The organism is Bradyrhizobium cosmicum (assembly GCF_032290525.1).
Classification (GTDB): domain Bacteria; phylum Pseudomonadota; class Alphaproteobacteria; order Rhizobiales; family Xanthobacteraceae; genus Bradyrhizobium; species Bradyrhizobium cosmicum_A.
Genome location: NZ_JASXTA010000008.1, coordinates 206,338 through 223,168 on the forward strand (window position 1 = coordinate 206,338; position 16,831 = coordinate 223,168).

Sequence of the window (16,831 nt, forward strand, 5' to 3'; positions counted from 1 at the left end):
GCGGGCTCACGTCAGGCGGGGATAGGTCGCATGTGGATTGTCGATCATGATCTTGCGCACGAGATCGGGGGTGAGGCCCTCCGGCAGCGCGTCCTGGCCATCGAATTGCCAGTGCGGATAGTCAGTGGAGAATACGACCAATTCGTCCGACTGCATATGATCAAACAGGCGAATTAATGTCGCGTCATCTGGCGGCGCATCAAATGGCTGTAACGAGAAGCGGATGTTGCTTCGCACAATCTCCAGCGGCGCGCGATCGACCCAGGGTGTCTCCATTCGTACCCCGCGCCAGAACTTGTGCAGCCGCCAGAGATAGGGCGAGATCCAGGAGACGCCGGATTCCAGCATCACCATCTTCAACCGCGGATATTTGGCGAACACGCCCTCGACGATCAGGCTGGTGAGCTGGGTCTGGAACGCTTGGGCCTGACCGACATAATCCTCGATGTGGTAGGAACCCCAGCCCACCGCGGTTGGCGGATTGTGATAGGCGGAACCGGCATGGATGCCGACCGGAAGTTCCAGGCGTTCCGCAGCTTCATAGATCGGCCACAGCGCGCGCTTGCCGAGCGGCGTATCGCCCATCACCAGCATCAAGACCTGCACGAAGCGCCGGTCCTGCGCGCAGCGCTCGATCTCGGCGACCGCCTTCTCGACGCGTAGCGTCGGGATCACGATCGAGCCGCGCAGCCGCTTGTCGCGATCGAGCCATTCCTTCACCAGCCAATCGTTCAGCGCGCGGCAGAAGGCGGCCTGCAAATCTTCCGAAAACACCATCTGCACGCCGTAGAGCGGATTGCAGATGGCGTAACTCAGCTGGAAGGGATCGAGCACATGGCGCTGCATGTCCTCCAGCCTTTCGCCGGGCTTGCAGGTCTCGGGGCGCCAATCGGGACGCGCCGTGATCGGTGAGTTCTGCGGATAGGATTGTGAGACAAGGTCGACCATGCCGCGCGTCGTCACCTGATCGCGCCAATAGTCGTTCAGATACGGCAGCAGGCTGGTCAGATGCGGCACGGCCGGATGCACATCGCAATCCACCCCGCCGGCGATCAGGGACGCCATGACGTCTCCCTTCTCACGTTTCCTCGCATGTCTCTTCTTGTGCCCACCATTCAAGCAGGCCTGCCCGTCGCCCGCAACTCGGCCAAGCAGGCCACCGTATGCTAAGAAGGCGCATCTCGGTTGCGGGGAATGAGAGGTTGAAGGAATGAAAGAGCTCGTCAGCATTGCGGAACGGGTCGCGGCCCAACTGATCGCGCGCAAACAGACCATTGCTGTGGCCGAATCCTCGACCGGCGGCCTGATCTCGGCCAGCCTGCTCGCGGTGCCCGGCGCATCCGCCTACTTCCTCGGCGGTGGCGTGGTCTACACCCGCGATGCCAGGCGCGTGCTGATGGATATTTCGGATGAAGGCATGAAGGGCTTTCGCTCCTCGTCGGAGCCCTACGCAAAACTATTGGCCGAACGGATGCGCGGCCGCTTCGGCTCGGACTGGGGCCTCTCCGAAACCGGTGCAGCCGGCCCGACCGGCAACCGCTACGGCGATGCCGCCGGCCATAGCTGCATGGCGGTCGCTGGACCTGCGGCGGAGGTGATCACGCTGGAGACGGGCAGCAATGACCGGCTTGGCAACATGCAGGTGTTTGCGGCGACGGCGCTGAAGCTGTTGCTGAAGAAGCTGGAGGAGTGAGCAACATCGACGGTGCCAGTGACTCGGGTCGTTCTAACCACAAACACCGCCGTCATCGCCCGGCTTGACCGGGCGATCCAGTATTCCGAGACGATTGTGATTGAATCGATTGGCTACGGCGTACTGGATGCCCCGGTCAAGCCGGCGCATGACCGCGGAGAAATTGGGGACCCTCACCGCCCCAAATGCCGCATGAAAATCCGCACCACATAGCCCCTGAACCGCGGCGCCTCGTCGTAGAGATCCGACGCGATCCGCTCGACGGTCTCGCGCAGGGACAGGAACTGCGCCTGCCGCGCGCTGCTTTCGGTACCCTGCATGCCTGCAAGCTCGTCCATCGCGGCATCGCTGATCTGGCATTGCACGACCTCGTCGCCGCTCAGCATGGTGAAGCGGAAGGCCAGCCGTTCGAGGTCGTGGCCGATGATCCTGTCGCGCATGAGCGGCATTGAAACAGTCCGGTCGGCCCCGCGCCGATGCTGAATATCCCCGCCCTGCCAGCAGCGAACAGCGGAAGGATCGCTCCTACTGGAACGCAACTTCGGCAAAACTGCGGAGCTTTCGCGAATGCAGACGTTCCGATTCCTGCTGCTTGAGCCGCTCCAGCGCCTTCAGGCCGATCTCGAGATGCTGGCCGACGCGGCGGCGGTAGAACTCGCTGGCCATCCCTGCGAGCTTGATCTCGCCATGGAGCGGCTTGTCGGAAACGCAGAGCAGCGTGCCGTAGGGGACGCGGAAGCGGTAGCCGTTGGCGGCGATCGCAGCCGATTCCATGTCGAGCGCGACCGCACGCGATTGGGACATGCGGCGGATCACCTCGGGCCCCGAGATTTCCCAGTTGCGGTTGTCGACGCTGGCGACGGTGCCGGTGCGCATCAGCCGCTTGAGCTCAAAGCCTTCGAGGCCGGTGACGTCCTCGACCGCCTCCTCGAGCGCGACCTGCATTTCGGCCAGCGCCGGGATCGGCACCCACAGCGGCAGCTCGCGGTCGAGCACATGGTCCTCGCGCACATAGCCGTGGGCGAGAACGTAGTCGCCGAGCCGCTGCGTGTTGCGCAGGCCCGCGCAATGGCCGAGCATCAGCCAAGCATGGGGGCGCAACACCGCGACGTGGTCGGTGACGTTGCGCGCATTCGACGGGCCGGTGCCGATATTGATCAGGGTGATGCCGCGATAGCCGGGCGCGGCCAGATGGAAGGCCGGCATCTGCGGCGCGCGGACGGGCGCCACCCCGCTCGTTGCACCGCCGTTGCGCGTGATCACATTGCCGGGCGCGACAAAGGCTTCAAGGCCGGCCTCGCCGGACTGGAGCCGCTGCTGGCAGAGCTGCGCAAAGGCGTCGACATAGAACTGGTAGTTGGTGAAGATGACAAAGTTCTGGAAATGCTCGGGGTCGGTGCCAGTGTAGTGATAGAGCCGGCGCAGCGAATAGTCGACGCGGGCGGCGCGGAACAGCGACAACGGCTCGGGCGCGCCAGGCTGAAGCTCGAAGGTGCCGTCGGCGATGGAATCGTCCATGGTGGCGAGATCAGGCACGTCGAACGCGTCGCGCAACGATCGCACCACAGGCGAATTCTCGCTGGTGGTGATGGCAGCCTCGATGTTGATGTCGCGGCGATAGGCGAAGTGGACGGGGATGGGTTCGCTGGACTCACCGATCTCGACCGGGACACCGTGGTTCTGGATTAGCAATCCGATCTGCTCGGTGAGATAGGTCCGGAACAAATCCGGCCTGGTCACGCTGGTTTCATGCACACCGGGCCGTGCGACGAAGCCGTAAGCGAGACGCGAGTCCAGCCGTGCATGCGTCGCGGTGGTGACGCGGACGAAGGGATAATAGGCCCGCACCCGCGTCGTGATCGCCTCGCCGCCGACGTAGGCCTCGAACCGGTCGCGCAGGAACTTTGTGTTGCGCTCGTAGATCTCCTCGAGGCGGGCGACGGCAAGGCCGGCGTCGGAGAAGGACTCGGTGGCGATGGAGGGTGGGGATTGCATGGTTCGACCGCCGGGTTGCTGTTTGCAATCGCAGTATAGCAAACTGGCAGCCCACCCGTCATTGCGAGCGCAGCGAAACAATCCAGAAATGTCGCCGCGGGGACAGACTGGATTGCTTCGCTACGCTCGCAATGACGGGCGGGATGCCGCGCTTACGCGCGTCATCTCTCGCGGAACGCCCGCATCAGCTGGTCGTGCAGGGGCTTCATCAGATAGGACAACATGGTGCGGTCGCCGGTCTGGACGAACGCCTCCACCGGCATGCCGGGGATCATCTTGACCTCGCCGAGCTTGGCGACCTCTTCCGCCGGCATCGAGACGCGGATGGTGTAGTAGCTCTGGCCGGTGCGCTGGTCGGTGGTGACGTCGGGCGAGACACGGCTGACGACGCCGCTGAGCTCGGGCGTGGTGCGCTGGTTGAAGGCGGAGAGGCGCAGCAGCGTCTTCTGGCCGATCTGGAGCTTGTCGATATCGACCGGATTGACCTTGGCCTCGACCTGGAGATCGTCGGCCTGCGGCACGATCAGCATCAGCGCGTCGCCGGCGGTGACGACGCCGCCGACGGTGTGCACCGTCGATTGTAGCACCATGCCGTCCTGCGGCGCGCGGATGTCGACGCGACGAAGCTGATCCTCCGCTGCAACCTTGCGCTCGACCATTTCGCCGATCTTGTCATTGGTCTCGCGGAGATCCTTGGAGACCTCGCTGACCATGTCCTTGTCGACCTGGATGATCTGGAGCTCGGTCTCGGTGATCTTGCCCTTGGCCTGTGCCCGCGCGGCAATGTATTGGGCACGCTCGCCGTTGAGGCGGGCACTGTCGCGCTCGAGCGTGGTCAGGCGTGAGATCTGCACCAGACGCTTCTCATAGAGATCGCGTACACCGACGAGTTCCTGCTGCACCAGCGCGATTTCCTTGTCCTTGGCCTTCTCCTGTGCGGAGAGGCCCTGGATCTCCTCGTTGAGCTGCTGAATGCGCTCGCGAAGCTGCGCCTTCTGGCCGGCGCGGCCATTGACGCGGACGTCGAACAGCTTGGTCTCGGCAGAGAGCAGCACATTGACGTCAGGGTCCTTGGCGCGATCAATCAGCTGCTGCGGGAACTCGATCGTGTCGATACCACGCTGCTCGGCTTGGAGCCGGGCCGTCCGCGCCAGCGCGGCGTCGAGATTCTTGGTGACGATGGCGAGGTTGGCCTTGGTGACGGTGTCGTCGAGCCGAATCACGATGTCGCCGGCCTTGACCAAATCGCCATCGCGGGCGCGCAATTCACCGACCACGCCGCCGGTCGGGTGCTGCACCTTCTTGACGTTGGACTCGACCACGATCTGGCCCGGCGCGATCAGCGCGCCCGAGATCAGCACCGTCGATCCCCAGCCGCCGAGACCGACGACGAGAACCAGCACGATCCCGAGCCCGAGCATCAGGTGAAATTGGATCGACTGCCGCACGGTCTTCTTCGCAGCGGGCTTGCCGCCGCCAATCGCCATCGTGCTCATGACTTGGCCACTCCGCCTTCGCTGACGATCTTGATCGGCGCCGGTGGCGTCACACGCGGCTGGAGCACCTGGGCGAGGATCTGCTCCTTCGGTCCGAACGCCTGCATGCGGCCGTCGCGCAGCACCAGGATCTGGTCGACCGCCTCGACGCCGATCGGCCGGTGCGCCACCACGATGACGATGGCGCCGCGCTCGCGCGCGGAGCGGATGGCGCGGGTCAATGCCTCGTCGCCCTCGGTATCGAGATTGGAGTTGGGCTCGTCGAGCACGATCAGGAACGGATTGCCGTAGAGCGCGCGCGCCAGCGCCACGCGCTGCGCCTGGCCTGCGGAAAGCGAGGTGCCCTGCTCACCAACCTGCGTGTTGTAGCCCTCGCGCATCTTGATGATCATCTCGTGCACGCCGGCTTCCTTCGCCGCGGCGATGATGCCGTCAGAGGTCGCCTCGGGATCGAAGCGGCTGATGTTCTGCGCGATGCTGCCGCCGAACAGCTCGACGTCCTGCGGCAGATAACCGATGTGGCGGCCGAGCATGTCCGACGACCATTGATCGAGCGCCGCGCCGTCGAGTCTCACCTTGCCACGCACCGGCTGCCAGACGCCGACCAGTGCGCGGATCAGCGACGACTTGCCGGAACCGCTCGGCCCGATCACGCCGAGGCCGGTGCCGGCTTCGAGCGCAAAGGTGATGTCCTGGACGATGAGGCGCTGATCGCCCGGCGGCACCATGGCGATGCCTTCGACCGAGAGCCGGCTGGTGGGCGCCTGCAACTGGGTCGGCATGGTCGGCGCCGGCATCTGCTCCAGCAGGCGCGTAAGGCGCTGCCAGCTCTGACGTGCGGCGACAAAGGATTTCCAGTGCGCGATGGCGAGATCGACCGGCGCCAGCGCACGGGCAGAGAGGATCGAGCCGGCGATGATGATGCCGGCGGTCGCCTCCTGGTGGATGACGAGATAGGCTCCGACCGCGAGCACGGCCGATTGCAGCATCATGCGCAGCACTTTTGCGACCGCGCCGAGGCCACCGGCGACGTCGCTCGCACGCTGGTTGCCGTCGAGATATTTTTCGTTGGCCTCGCTCCAGCGCTGGTTCATCCGGCCGGTCATGCCCATCGAGACCATGACTTCGGCATTGCGGCGGCTGGAAGCAGCGAGATCGTTGCGCTGGGCGGCAAGGCCCATCGCATCCCGCGCCGGCTGGCGAGACAGGAACTCGGTGAGGACAGTCAGCCCGACCAGGATGATGGCGCCGACCAAGGCGGTCACGCCGATCATGACGTGGAAGGCGAAGCAGATGGCGAGGTAGAGCGGCAGCCAGGGCAGGTCGAAGAACGCGCTCGGGCCCATGCCACCGAGGAAGGACCGGACATTGTCGAGATCGCGCAGCGGCTGCAGGCCCTCGTTGCGGCTGCCGACCAGAAGCGGCAGGCGCACGACGGTGTCGAACACGCGCTTGTTGAGGGCCTCATCAAGTGCCGTACCGATCCGCCCCAGGATCCGGTTGCGGATCATGTCGAGCACGCCCTGCGCCATATAGAGGAAGCTGGCGAGGATGATCAGGCCGACGAGGGTTGGAATGCTGCGGCTCGGCAGCACGCGGTCGTAGACCTCCAGCATGAAGATCGACCCGGTCAGATAGAGCAGGTTGATCATGCAGCTCATCAAGCCCACGCCGACGAACGCCGTGCGACAAGCGCGCAAGGCGTCACCGAGCTCTGAACGGCGGACGCCAGGTACGGCTGCCATCAGTCTGATCTCTTTCGGGTAAGGGGCAAAGCCCCTGATTTCAAAGGCAATTCAGGGATACTCGCCCCGGATTAACATCGTGTTCTCACCTGCGACAGGCACAGCGAATTAATCCAGGACCCTGATGGGCCACATCTACCCCTGATAGCCCCGTGCGCAAGTCCGGTATTTCACAGTCTTTTGCGGCTTTTTATGGCAGAGATCGTGCCTCTCCCTGGGCTGGGAGAGGCGGAAAGTGCCGATCGACCGGGCAAAAGCGGCGGCTAGAACCGGCCGCCGCCGCGTACCAGTCGCACCACCAGGAGCAGGATGACCGCGCCGATGGCGGAATAGACGATCTCGGACACGAGGCCGGTGCCGAGACGAATGCCAAGCTTGGGAAACAGAAAGCTCGCCACCAGCGCGCCCGCGATGCCGACCACGATGTCGCCGATGATGCCAAAGCCGGTTCCGCGCACCACCTTGCCGGCGAGCCAGCCGGCGACGAGGCCGACGAACAGGATGACAAGCAGGCCTTCGTTGGAAATGTACATAAGTCAGATCCCTCTCCCTGAACGGCCGCATGGAACGGGAACCGGGATGAATGGGGCCTGAATGGTGTGCATCGCACTCCGGTCGAGGGAGCGCATCCGCTACGACGCGATCACCGTTTCCGCCAGCACGCACCTTGCCGCCCGGCCCGGCCCGGCCTCCACATTCGCAGGCAATTGCTCGAGGCAGCGCGGCTCCGCAAACCTGCAACGGGGGGCGAAGGAGCAGTTGTGGGGCTTTTCGGCCAGCGACGGCGGGGTGCCGGGGATGGTCTCAAGGCGCTGCCCACGCTTGGCGCCGTGGATGGTGGAGGCGAGCAGGCCCTTGGCGTAGGGGTGCACCGGCGAACGAACGATGTCGCGAAGCGTGCCCTGCTCTACGATCTGGCCGGCATACATCACCGCGACACGGTCGCAGATCTCGATGGCGACGCCGATGTCGTGGGTGACGAAAATGACGGACATGCCGAACTCGCGCTGTAGTTCACGCAAGAGCAACAATATCTGGATCTGCACGGTGGCATCGAGCGCGGTGGTCGGCTCGTCCGCGAGCAAAATCTTGGGACGGCAGGCGAGCGCCAACGCGATCATCGCGCGCTGGCGCATGCCGCCGGACATCTCGTGCGGATAGGCATCGAGCCGACGTTTTGCGGAAGGGATGCGCACGACCTCCAGCATTTCGAGCGCTCTCGCGCGGCCCTCCGCATAGCTCTTGCCTTCGTGGCGCACGACGCTTTCGGCGATCTGCGCGCCGATGGTGTAGACGGGATCGAGTGCGAGCGCCGGCTCCTGAAAGATCATCGACACGGTCTGGCCGCGGAACGACGACAACTCCTCGTCGTTCATGGCGAGCACGTCGCGGCCCATGACGTTGACCTTGCCCGTGATCTGCGTGCGCTTCTTCGGCAGCAGCCGCATCAAGGCACGCAGGGTCACGCTCTTGCCCGAGCCGGATTCGCCGAGCAGGCCCAGCACCTCGCCGTCGCCGAGCGAGAGGCTGAGATCGTTCACGGCGTAGACCGTGCGCTCGCCGGTGAAGCGGATGTTGAGGCCTGAGATGTCGACGAGCTTTGTCATGACGGCAGTTTCGGCAATCGATCGTGATAATCGGTGACGCGCTGGAAGGCGGCGCCGATCGTGAGCAAGGTCGCTTCATCGAAGGAGCGGCCGATCAGCTGCATGCCCACAGGCAGGCCGCTCTTGGTGAAGCCTGACGGCACGGTAAGCGACGGCAGGCCGAGGAAATTCACCGGGCGGGTGAACAGCGTCAGGCGCTGCACCATCGCCGGCGCATTCGGCCCGCCGCCGAGGTCGCTCTCCTCGATCGTCGGCGCCGGCACCGGCGATGCCGGTGCGAGGATCGCGTCGACACCGGCCGTGGCCGCATTGTGCGCGGCGAGTGCCGGACCACGCCAGCGCATTGCCTCCAGATAGGTGATGGCGGGAACGGCGAGACCGTTCTGAAGCCGCATCAGCACCTGCGGGCCATAATCCTGCGGACGCTCGATCATCCAGCGCTTGTGGAAGGCGGCCGCTTCCGCCGCGAGCACGAGCTGGCTCGCCGCGGACAATTGCCGCTGGTCGGGCAGCTCGACCGTGACGATGTCGGCGCCTTCGCGCTTGAGCACGGTGATGGTCTCGTCGAGTACGCGCGCGACCTCGCTGTCGAGATCGTCGACGTAGAAGGACGTGGGCACGCCGATCTTGAGGCCCTTCAGCGAGCCCCTGGTCGCGGCCACATAGTCCGACAGCGGCTCGTGGCTGCAGGTGGAATCCGCAGGGTCCGCGCCGGCCATCAGCGCCAGCAGCAGCGCGCAGTCTTCCGCTGTCCGGGCGAGCGGGCCGACGGTATCGAGCGATTGCGACAGCGGCATCGCGCCGGCGCGGCTGACGCGGCCGACGGTGGTCTTCAGTCCCGTGACGCCGCAGAAATGCGCGGGCATGCGGATCGAGCCGCCGGTGTCGGAGCCGAGCGCGGCATAGGTCAGGCGCGCGGCGACCGCCGAGCCGGAGCCGGAGGACGAGCCGCCGGTGATGTGCGCGACGTTCCAGGGATTGCGCACCGGGCCGTAATGGGCGTTGTGGCCGGTCGGACCATAGGCGAATTCGGCCAGATGCAACGTGCCGAGGCGGACCTGGCCGGCATCCTTGAGCCGCTGCAAGGCGGTGGACGTGGTGGTCGGCACGAAATCGCGGCGGATCAGCGAGCCGCAGGTCGAGACCTTGCCGGCATCGTAATACATGTCCTTGTGCGCGAGCGGCACGCCATGCAGCGGACCGCGCACATCGCCCTTGGCGAGCTCGGCATCGGCGGCCTCCGCGGCCTTCAGCGCAGCCTCGGCTTCAATCGAACTGAAGGCGTTGAGATGCGGCTGCCACTGCGCAATGCGATGCAGCAGCGCGCGCGTGACCTCATGCGAGGACAATTGCTTCATCGCGATCGCACGCGCGACCTCGGTGAGCGTCATCAAGGCAGGCTCGGTGCTCATTTCGACACCTTCTGCGTCTGCACGATCGGATAGAGCGCGGGCTCGAGATCGAACGGCAGCGTGCCGGCGATGGCCGCAAAACCTTCGAAAGAAGGTCCGATGGAGTTGGAGATGCGCGTCGCGATCTCGTCATCGACGGGAACGCCGGCGATCTGCGCGATTGGCTTGATCTCTTTCGGTGTCGGTCTTGTCATGCGGTTTCCTCTGCGGGCGCGCGGCTATGGCCTGAACCCGGTATCGCCATGTAGCACGCGGCCTCGTGGCCTATCTTATCGACGGCCGTGAGCTTTGGTGCGGCATTTGCGCAGAGCGGCTCCGCAAACGCGCAGCGGGTGTGGAAGCGGCAGCCCGGGGGCGGATCGATCGGATTGGGCGGATCGCCCGTGATCGGCGGCTTCTCGGTTCGACGGTCCGGATCGGAGGACGGCATCGCGGCGAGGAGTGCGCGCGTATAGGGATGCGCAGGGTTATCCCAGACCTGATCGACAGGGCCGAGCTCGACGACCTCGCCGAGATACATCACCAGCACGCGGTCCGAGATGTAGCGGACGACCTTGAGATCATGGCTGATGAAGAGATAGGTCAGGCCGAATTCGCGCTTGAGATCGGCGAGCAGGTTGAGCACCTGCGCCTCGACGGATTTGTCGAGCGCGGAGACGGCTTCGTCCAGGATCACCAGACGCGGCGACAAGGCCAGCGCACGCGCGATGTTGACGCGCTGGCGCTGGCCGCCGGAGATTTCGTGCGGATAGCGGTTGGCGAAATTTGCAGGGACCAGGCCGACCTTGCCGAGCAGCTCGCGCGCCAGGATGCGCGCCGCGCCGTCGGCCATGCCGTGCACCTTGGGGCCGAACGCGATCGATTCCTCGATCGTGAGGCGCGGATTGAGCGATGCGTAGGAATCCTGGAACACCATCTGCATGCCGCGGCGCAGCTCGCGCAAGGACAGCGACTGGCCGACGGCCATGCCGTCATAGATGATGTCGCCGGTATCGCGCGGCATCAGATGCATTAGCAGCCGCGCGGTGGTGGACTTGCCGCAACCGGACTCGCCGACGATGCCGACGGTCTCGCCCTTGGCGACGGAGAAGGAGACATTGTCGACGGCGCGCACGGTGCGTTTCGCGGCGAACAGCCCGCCACGCACCGGAAAGTGCTTTGTGAGGCCGTTGACCTGAAGCAGCGGCTGCGCGACGCCGCCAAGGTCTTCGATCGGCTCCAGCATAGCGACGGAGGTGTTCGTTTCGCTCATGGCTAGTTCCTGATATCCATGGCGCTGCGCAGGCCGTCCGAGAGCAGGTTGAAGCAGATCGAGACCGCGAAGATCATCGCGCCCGGAAGCGCCGCGACCCACGGGTTGACGTAGATCGCGGTGCGGAGCGTGTTCAGCATCAGTCCCCATTCCGGCTCCGGTGGCTTGGTGCCGAGGCCGAGGAAGGAAAGGCCGGCCGCCAAAATCATCGAGACCGAGATCAGGCTGGTGGCATAGACGAAGATCGCGCCCAGCACGTTGCCGAGGATGTGCACGCGCATGATGGTGAAGGGCCCAGCGCCTGAGGCGCGCGCGGCCTCGACGAAATCCATGTTGCGCACGCCGGTGGTAACGCTTTCGGCGACGCGGGTGATCTGCGGCACGAACACGACCGTCAGCGACACGATGGAGTTGATTATGCCGGCGCCGAGCGCGCCGGAGATCGCGATCGCCAGCAGCACGGATGGGAACGCGTAGAACACGTCGATCGTGCGCATGATCGCGGTGTTGAGCTTGCCGCCGACATAACCGGCGATGAGCCCGAGCGAGGTCCCGATGCAGAAGGCGAGGATGACAGGCAGAATGCCGATGACCAGCGACAGTCGCCCGCCATAGATCAGCCGCGCCAGCATATCGCGGCCGAGTTCGTCGGTGCCGAGCGGGTAGCCTGATGTGCCGATGTGGCGCAGGCGGCGGATCATCGAGCCCTTATACGGATCTTCGAGACCGAGCCATGGCGCAAGCACCGCGGACAGGAAGATCAACAGCAGCACCAGCGCGCAAGCCATGCTGACCTTGTCACGCCGGATGCGGCGGCCTACGGTCGCCCAATAGCCGCGCGCCTTGGTGGCGGGCGCCGCCTGCAGCGCTGCGTCGCTGGTGACGGACAACGGAAGCTCGCTCATCAGCTAGCCCCGCTTGATGCGCGGATCGATCGCGGCTTGTGCGATGTCGACCAGCAGGTTGAGGAAGACGAAGAACAGCGCCAGGATCAGGATCGTACCCTGCAGCAGCGGCAGGTCGCGCTGGAAAATTGCCGAATTCAGCAGGAAGCCGGAGCCCGGCCAGGAGAATACCGTTTCGATCAGGATCGAGCCGCCGAGCATATAGCCCAGTTGCAGCCCCATCACCGCGAGTGCGGTCGGTGCGGCGTTCTTGATGACGTGGCGGAACACGCCGGTTTCGTGCAGCCCCTTGGCGCGTAGCGCCTCGACGAAATCCTGCGAGAGGATATCGCCGGTCAGCGCGCGCACCGTGCGGGTGACGATGCCCATCGGAATCACCGAGGTCGTGATCGCCGGCAGCACGAGATATTTCAGGTGCGCCCAATCCCAGGCCCAGGAATTGGAGCCGTTGGGTCCAGCGCCGACCGCGGGCAGCCAGTTGAGCTGCACCGAGAAGATGATGACGAGCACCATGCCGAGCCAGTAATGCGGCACTGACACGCCGGCGATGGCGAAGGAGGTCGCGACCTTGTCGATCCAGGTCTCGCGGAAATAGCCGGCGATCAGGCCGAGCAGGATGCCCATCGTGAAGCCGATGATGGCGGCCGCGATGGCGAGCGAGACGGTGTTGCTGACCGCGCGCATGACCTCGGCGAGCACGGGACGCCCCGTCGCGATGGAATTGCCGAGATCGCCGTGCAGCGCGCGCAGCAGCCAAAGCCCGAACTGCACCGGCAGCGGACGATCGAAGCCATAGGCGGCGCGGAGCTGCGCGGCGAGCTCCTGCGAGGCATCGGCCGGCAGCACGGCAACCAGCGGATCGCCCGGCGTGATGTGCACGAGCAGAAAGCACACCAGCGCGACGCTGATGACGATCGGGATGACATAGACGATGCGTCTGGCGATATAGGCGAGCACGTTTGGTTACTCAGGTTGGCGCGTAGATGCCGTCATGGCCGGGCTTGTCCCGGCCATCCACGCGCCTCCTGCTCCGTCATTCCGGGGCGATGCGAGGCATCGAACCCGGAGTCTCGAGATTTCGGGTTCGCCCTGCGGGCGCCCCGGAATGACTGTGCAAGTGGACGAACGTGGATGCCCGGGCCAAGCCCGGGCGTGACGCGTTGATAGAGCGAGGGCCGCCTCACTACTGCATCGACACCAGCGAGAAGTCGATGAACCAGCTCTTCGGCTGCACGACGCCCGTCAGCTTCGGGCTCATCGCGCGGGGGCCGACGTCGTGGGCGACGTAGAGGAAGGCGGCGTCATCCACCGAGGCTGCGTGCAGTTCGGCGAGCGCGGCGTCACGCGCGGCCGGATCGAAGGTCTGGCGCGCCTTCTTCACCAGCTCGTCGAACTTGGGATCGTTGATGAAGCCCCAATTGTTCGAGACCGGCGGCGCCATGCCCGATTGCAGGAAGCGCACCAGCGCGAAGAACGGGTCCATCGCCGCATAGGTGACGTTGGTCGCATTCGCGCCGTTGGCCGAGGGATCCTTGGCGCCGCGGCGCCAATTGGTGAACAGCGTATTCCACTCGATGACGTCAAGCTTCACGTCGAAATAGCATTCGGCGAGCGCCTGCTGGAGATATTCGTTCATCGGTAGCGGCTGCATCTGGCCCGAGCCGGATGCCGAGGTCTGGGTCTTGACCGTCAGCTTCTTGTTCGGACCGAAGCCGGCCTCCTGCATCAGCTTTTGCGCCGCCGCCTTGTCATACTTGATCTCGAAGGTCGGCTTGCCGCGCCAGGGATGGCCGGGCTCGAAGGTGCCGGTCGCCGGCACCATCAGGCCGGCGAGCAGGCCGTCCTTGAGGCCTTCGCGATCGACACAGAGGTTGGCGGCCTTGCGCACGCGGATGTCGTTCCAGGGCGAGCCCTCGACACGCGAGAACTGCCACGGCCAGACATGCGGCTGCTCGTTGGCGTAGAGCTTGAAGCCGCGCTGCTTGAGCTCGGGCAGCGCGTCCGGCGCCGGCGCCTCGACCCAATCGACCTGTCCGGAGAGCAGCGCCGCGGTGCGCGCGTTCGCTTCCGGCATCGGCAAGAGCACCATCTTGTCGACCTTGGGCACGCGCGCCTTGTTCCAGTAGCTCGCGTTCTTGATGAGCTCGAGCCGCTCGCGCGGGGTGAAGCTCGCCATCTTCCACGGGCCAGTGCCGGAGGCGTCCTTGGCAAACGCGGTCCAGGCGGCCTGCGACTTGGCCTTGGCGTCGGCACCTTCGGCCTTGTCGTAGAAACCCTGCCACTTCGCCGGGCTCGCCATGAACAAATTGGTGAGATTGATCGGCAGGAAGCTGTCGGGCTCCTTGGTGGTGAGCTCGACCGTCATGTCGTCGATCTTCTTGGCGGAGGCCAGCGTCGGCATGCGTGACGCCGTGACGCCGACCTGGCTGGCGTCGAACTGCGGCGCGTCCTGCTTCAGCACCTTCTCGACGTTCCACACCACCGCATCGGCATTGAAGGGCGAGCCATCATGGAAGGTGACGCCGGGGCGCAGCTTGAAGGTCCATTTGGTCTTGTCGGCATCGTCGACCTTCCATTCGGTGGCAAGGCCGGGGACCACCGTGCTCGCCTTGTCGGCGGAGGACAGATCCCAGCCGGTCAGCGCGTCGTACATGGTGAGGCCGGTGAAGCGATTGCCTTCAAAGCCCTGATCGGGCTGGCCGAGCGTGCGCGGAATATCGGCAGCGGTCATGCCGATACGCAGCACGGTCTCTGCACTGGCCACGCGCGGCCATGCGGCCGCACTGCCGAGCGCCAAGAGCGCGATCAGCGCCGCGCGGGTCTTGTTCTTCTTGATAAGCATTACCTCAGTCCTCTTCCGGCTTTCGATGACTAATTTTGATGCAATCGTATGCAATGGCTATGCCAATGAGAAACCTATTCTGCAAATTGCCCCTGCGACGACAAGTCCTTGTGATCGGACGAGGGCAAAGTAGTCGCACTGCCTATTCTGGCATCAAGATTGCAGGTTTGGCTCCGAAATCTCCTGGGAGCTTTGGGCCATGCGTATCCGTCTATCGACTTGTCTCGCCGTGCTTGCGCTGGCGTCGTTCGCAATCTCGGCGCGCGCCGAAACGGTGGTGCGCTACGGCATCTCGATGGCGGATATTCCGCTGACGACCGGCCAGCCCGACCGCGGCGCCGGCGCCTATCAGTTCACGGCCTACACGATCTACGATCCGCTGGTCGCCTGGGAGATGGACGTCGCCGACCGGCCCGGCAAGCTGGTGCCGGGCCTCGCCACCGAATGGAAGGTGGACGACAACGACAAGACCAAATGGCGCTTCACGCTTCGCAAGGGCGTAAAGTTTCACGATGGCAGCGAGTTCAACGCCGATGCCGTGATCTGGAATCTGGACAAGGTGCTCAACGACAAGGCGCCGCAATTCGACAAGCGCCAGAGCGCGCAGGTGAAGACCCGGCTGCCTTCGGTCGCGAGCTACGCCAAGATCGACGATTCCACGGTGGAGATCATCACCAAGACGGTCGATTCCTTCTTCCCCTATCAGATGCTGTGGTTCCTGGTCTCGAGCCCGGCGCAATATGAAAAGCTCGGCAAGGATTGGGACAAGTTCGCCAGCCAGCCCTCGGGCACCGGCCCGTTCAAATTGACCAAGCTGGTGCCGCGCGAGCTCGCGGAGCTGACCAAGAATCCGGACTACTGGAACAAGAAGCGCATTCCGAAAGTCGACAAGCTGGTGCTGGTGCCGATGCCGGAAGCGCTGACGCGCACCAACGCGCTGCTCGCGGGACAAGTCGACCTGATCGAGACGCCCGCGCCGGATGCCGTGCCGCAGCTCAAGGCGGCCGGCATGAAGCTCGTCGACAACGTCACGCCGCATGTGTGGAATTATCATCTCAGCGTGCTGCCGGGCTCGCCCTGGACCGACATCCGGCTGCGCAAGGCGCTGAACCTTGCCATCGATCGCGAGGCGGTGGTGGGCCTGATGAACGGTCTGGCAAAGCCCGCCAAGGGTCAGGTCGACCCGTCGAGCCCATGGTTCGGCAAGCCCAGCTTCGAGCTGAAATACGATCCCGCTGCCGCGAAGAAGCTGGTCGAGGAAGCCGGCTACTCCAAGGCAAAACCGCTGAAGGCCACCTTCATCATCGCGCAGGGCGGCACCGGCCAGATGCTGTCGCTGCCGATGAACGAATTCCTGCAGCAGAGCTTCAAGGAGATCGGCATCGAGGTCGACTTCAAGGTGGTCGAGCTCGAGACGCTCTATACCCATTGGCGCAAGGGCGCTGCCGACGAGATGAACGCCGGCATCACAGCCAATAACATCGCCTATGTCACCTCGGATCCGCTCTACGCTATCGTCCGCTTCTTCCATTCGGGGCAGATCGCGCCGGTCGGCGTCAACTGGGGCGGCTACAAGAATCCCGAGGTCGACGCGCTGATCGACGAGGCCAAGAAGACCTTCGATGCCACCAAGCAGGACGAGCTGCTGGCGCAGGCCCATGCGCGGATCGTCGACGACGCCGTGCTGGTCTGGGTCGTCCACGACACGAATCCGCATGCGCTGTCACCGAAGGTGAAGCAGTTCGTGCAGGCGCAACACTGGTTCCAGGATCTGACCACGATCGGGATGGAGTGAGAGCTCAGGCTGCCGCGTCAAATGCCGCTGTCGTCCCGGGGCGCGACGTAGTCGCGAGCCCGGGATCCATAACCACGGGGCGTGGTTTT

General features: G+C 64.7%; 15 protein-coding genes. 2 read left to right on the top strand and 13 right to left on the bottom strand.

Going from position 1 to position 16,831, the window contains the following annotated elements:
* Nucleotides 1-6: 6 nt before the first annotated feature.
* Entirely contained in the window at nucleotides 7-1,065 is a 1,059-nt protein-coding gene (locus tag QSV46_RS17080) for an amidohydrolase family protein (protein ID WP_314953073.1), read from the bottom strand.
* Between the two features lie 145 nt (nucleotides 1,066-1,210).
* On the opposite strand from QSV46_RS17080, the gene QSV46_RS17085 reads away from it, so the two are divergent.
* On the top strand, nucleotides 1,211-1,693 hold the full coding sequence (locus QSV46_RS17085) for a CinA family protein (protein WP_314953074.1): 483 nt from the start codon (nucleotides 1,211-1,213) through the stop codon (nucleotides 1,691-1,693).
* Between the two features lie 173 nt (nucleotides 1,694-1,866).
* On the opposite strand, the gene QSV46_RS17090 is transcribed toward QSV46_RS17085, so the two are convergent.
* The 12 genes from QSV46_RS17090 to QSV46_RS17145 all read right to left on the bottom strand — a co-directional run bounded on the left by QSV46_RS17090 (nucleotide 1,867) and on the right by QSV46_RS17145 (nucleotide 14,947).
* Nucleotides 1,867-2,142 (bottom strand): DUF1488 family protein, encoded by a 276-nt coding sequence (locus QSV46_RS17090; RefSeq protein WP_314953075.1) that lies wholly within the window; start codon nucleotides 2,140-2,142, stop codon nucleotides 1,867-1,869.
* Nucleotides 2,143-2,218: 76 nt separating this feature from the next.
* On the bottom strand, nucleotides 2,219-3,688 hold the full coding sequence (locus tag QSV46_RS17095) for an AMP nucleosidase (protein ID WP_314953076.1): 1,470 nt from the start codon (nucleotides 3,686-3,688) through the stop codon (nucleotides 2,219-2,221).
* A gap of 161 nt (nucleotides 3,689-3,849) precedes the next feature.
* Nucleotides 3,850-5,184 (bottom strand): HlyD family type I secretion periplasmic adaptor subunit, encoded by a 1,335-nt coding sequence (locus QSV46_RS17100; protein ID WP_314953077.1) that lies wholly within the window; start codon nucleotides 5,182-5,184, stop codon nucleotides 3,850-3,852.
* Nucleotides 5,181-6,929 carry a type I secretion system permease/ATPase gene (locus QSV46_RS17105; RefSeq protein ID WP_314953078.1) on the bottom strand — a complete coding sequence of 583 codons (1,749 nt, stop codon included), beginning with the start codon at nucleotides 6,927-6,929 and terminating at the stop codon, nucleotides 5,181-5,183. The genes QSV46_RS17100 and QSV46_RS17105 overlap by 4 nt, the downstream gene beginning before the upstream one ends.
* Nucleotides 6,930-7,192: 263 nt before the next feature.
* Complete coding sequence (locus QSV46_RS17110) at nucleotides 7,193-7,462, bottom strand: GlsB/YeaQ/YmgE family stress response membrane protein (protein ID WP_018321362.1); 270 nt, start codon at nucleotides 7,460-7,462, stop codon at nucleotides 7,193-7,195.
* 99 nt (nucleotides 7,463-7,561) lie between these two features.
* On the bottom strand, nucleotides 7,562-8,536 hold the full coding sequence (locus QSV46_RS17115; RefSeq protein ID WP_314953079.1) for an ABC transporter ATP-binding protein: 975 nt from the start codon (nucleotides 8,534-8,536) through the stop codon (nucleotides 7,562-7,564).
* Nucleotides 8,533-9,948 carry an amidase gene (locus QSV46_RS17120; protein ID WP_314953080.1) on the bottom strand — a complete coding sequence of 472 codons (1,416 nt, stop codon included), beginning with the start codon at nucleotides 9,946-9,948 and terminating at the stop codon, nucleotides 8,533-8,535. Before QSV46_RS17120 ends, QSV46_RS17115 begins: the two co-directional genes overlap by 4 nt.
* Nucleotides 9,945-10,142 carry a hypothetical protein gene (locus tag QSV46_RS17125; RefSeq protein ID WP_314953081.1) on the bottom strand — a complete coding sequence of 66 codons (198 nt, stop codon included), beginning with the start codon at nucleotides 10,140-10,142 and terminating at the stop codon, nucleotides 9,945-9,947. The genes QSV46_RS17120 and QSV46_RS17125 overlap by 4 nt, the downstream gene beginning before the upstream one ends.
* Entirely contained in the window at nucleotides 10,139-11,200 is a 1,062-nt protein-coding gene (locus QSV46_RS17130; protein WP_314953082.1) for an ABC transporter ATP-binding protein, read from the bottom strand. The genes QSV46_RS17125 and QSV46_RS17130 overlap by 4 nt, the downstream gene beginning before the upstream one ends.
* A gap of 2 nt (nucleotides 11,201-11,202) precedes the next feature.
* Nucleotides 11,203-12,105 (bottom strand): ABC transporter permease, encoded by a 903-nt coding sequence (locus tag QSV46_RS17135; protein WP_314953083.1) that lies wholly within the window; start codon nucleotides 12,103-12,105, stop codon nucleotides 11,203-11,205.
* A gap of 3 nt (nucleotides 12,106-12,108) precedes the next feature.
* Nucleotides 12,109-13,062 (bottom strand): ABC transporter permease, encoded by a 954-nt coding sequence (locus QSV46_RS17140; RefSeq protein WP_314953084.1) that lies wholly within the window; start codon nucleotides 13,060-13,062, stop codon nucleotides 12,109-12,111.
* Nucleotides 13,063-13,288: 226 nt separating this feature from the next.
* Nucleotides 13,289-14,947, bottom strand: a complete 1,659-nt coding sequence (locus QSV46_RS17145) for an ABC transporter substrate-binding protein (protein ID WP_314953085.1) — start codon at nucleotides 14,945-14,947, stop codon at nucleotides 13,289-13,291.
* A gap of 199 nt (nucleotides 14,948-15,146) precedes the next feature.
* Between QSV46_RS17145 and QSV46_RS17150 the strand changes: the two genes are divergently transcribed.
* Nucleotides 15,147-16,742 (top strand): ABC transporter substrate-binding protein, encoded by a 1,596-nt coding sequence (locus QSV46_RS17150; protein ID WP_314953086.1) that lies wholly within the window; start codon nucleotides 15,147-15,149, stop codon nucleotides 16,740-16,742.
* Nucleotides 16,743-16,831 lie beyond the last annotated feature (89 nt).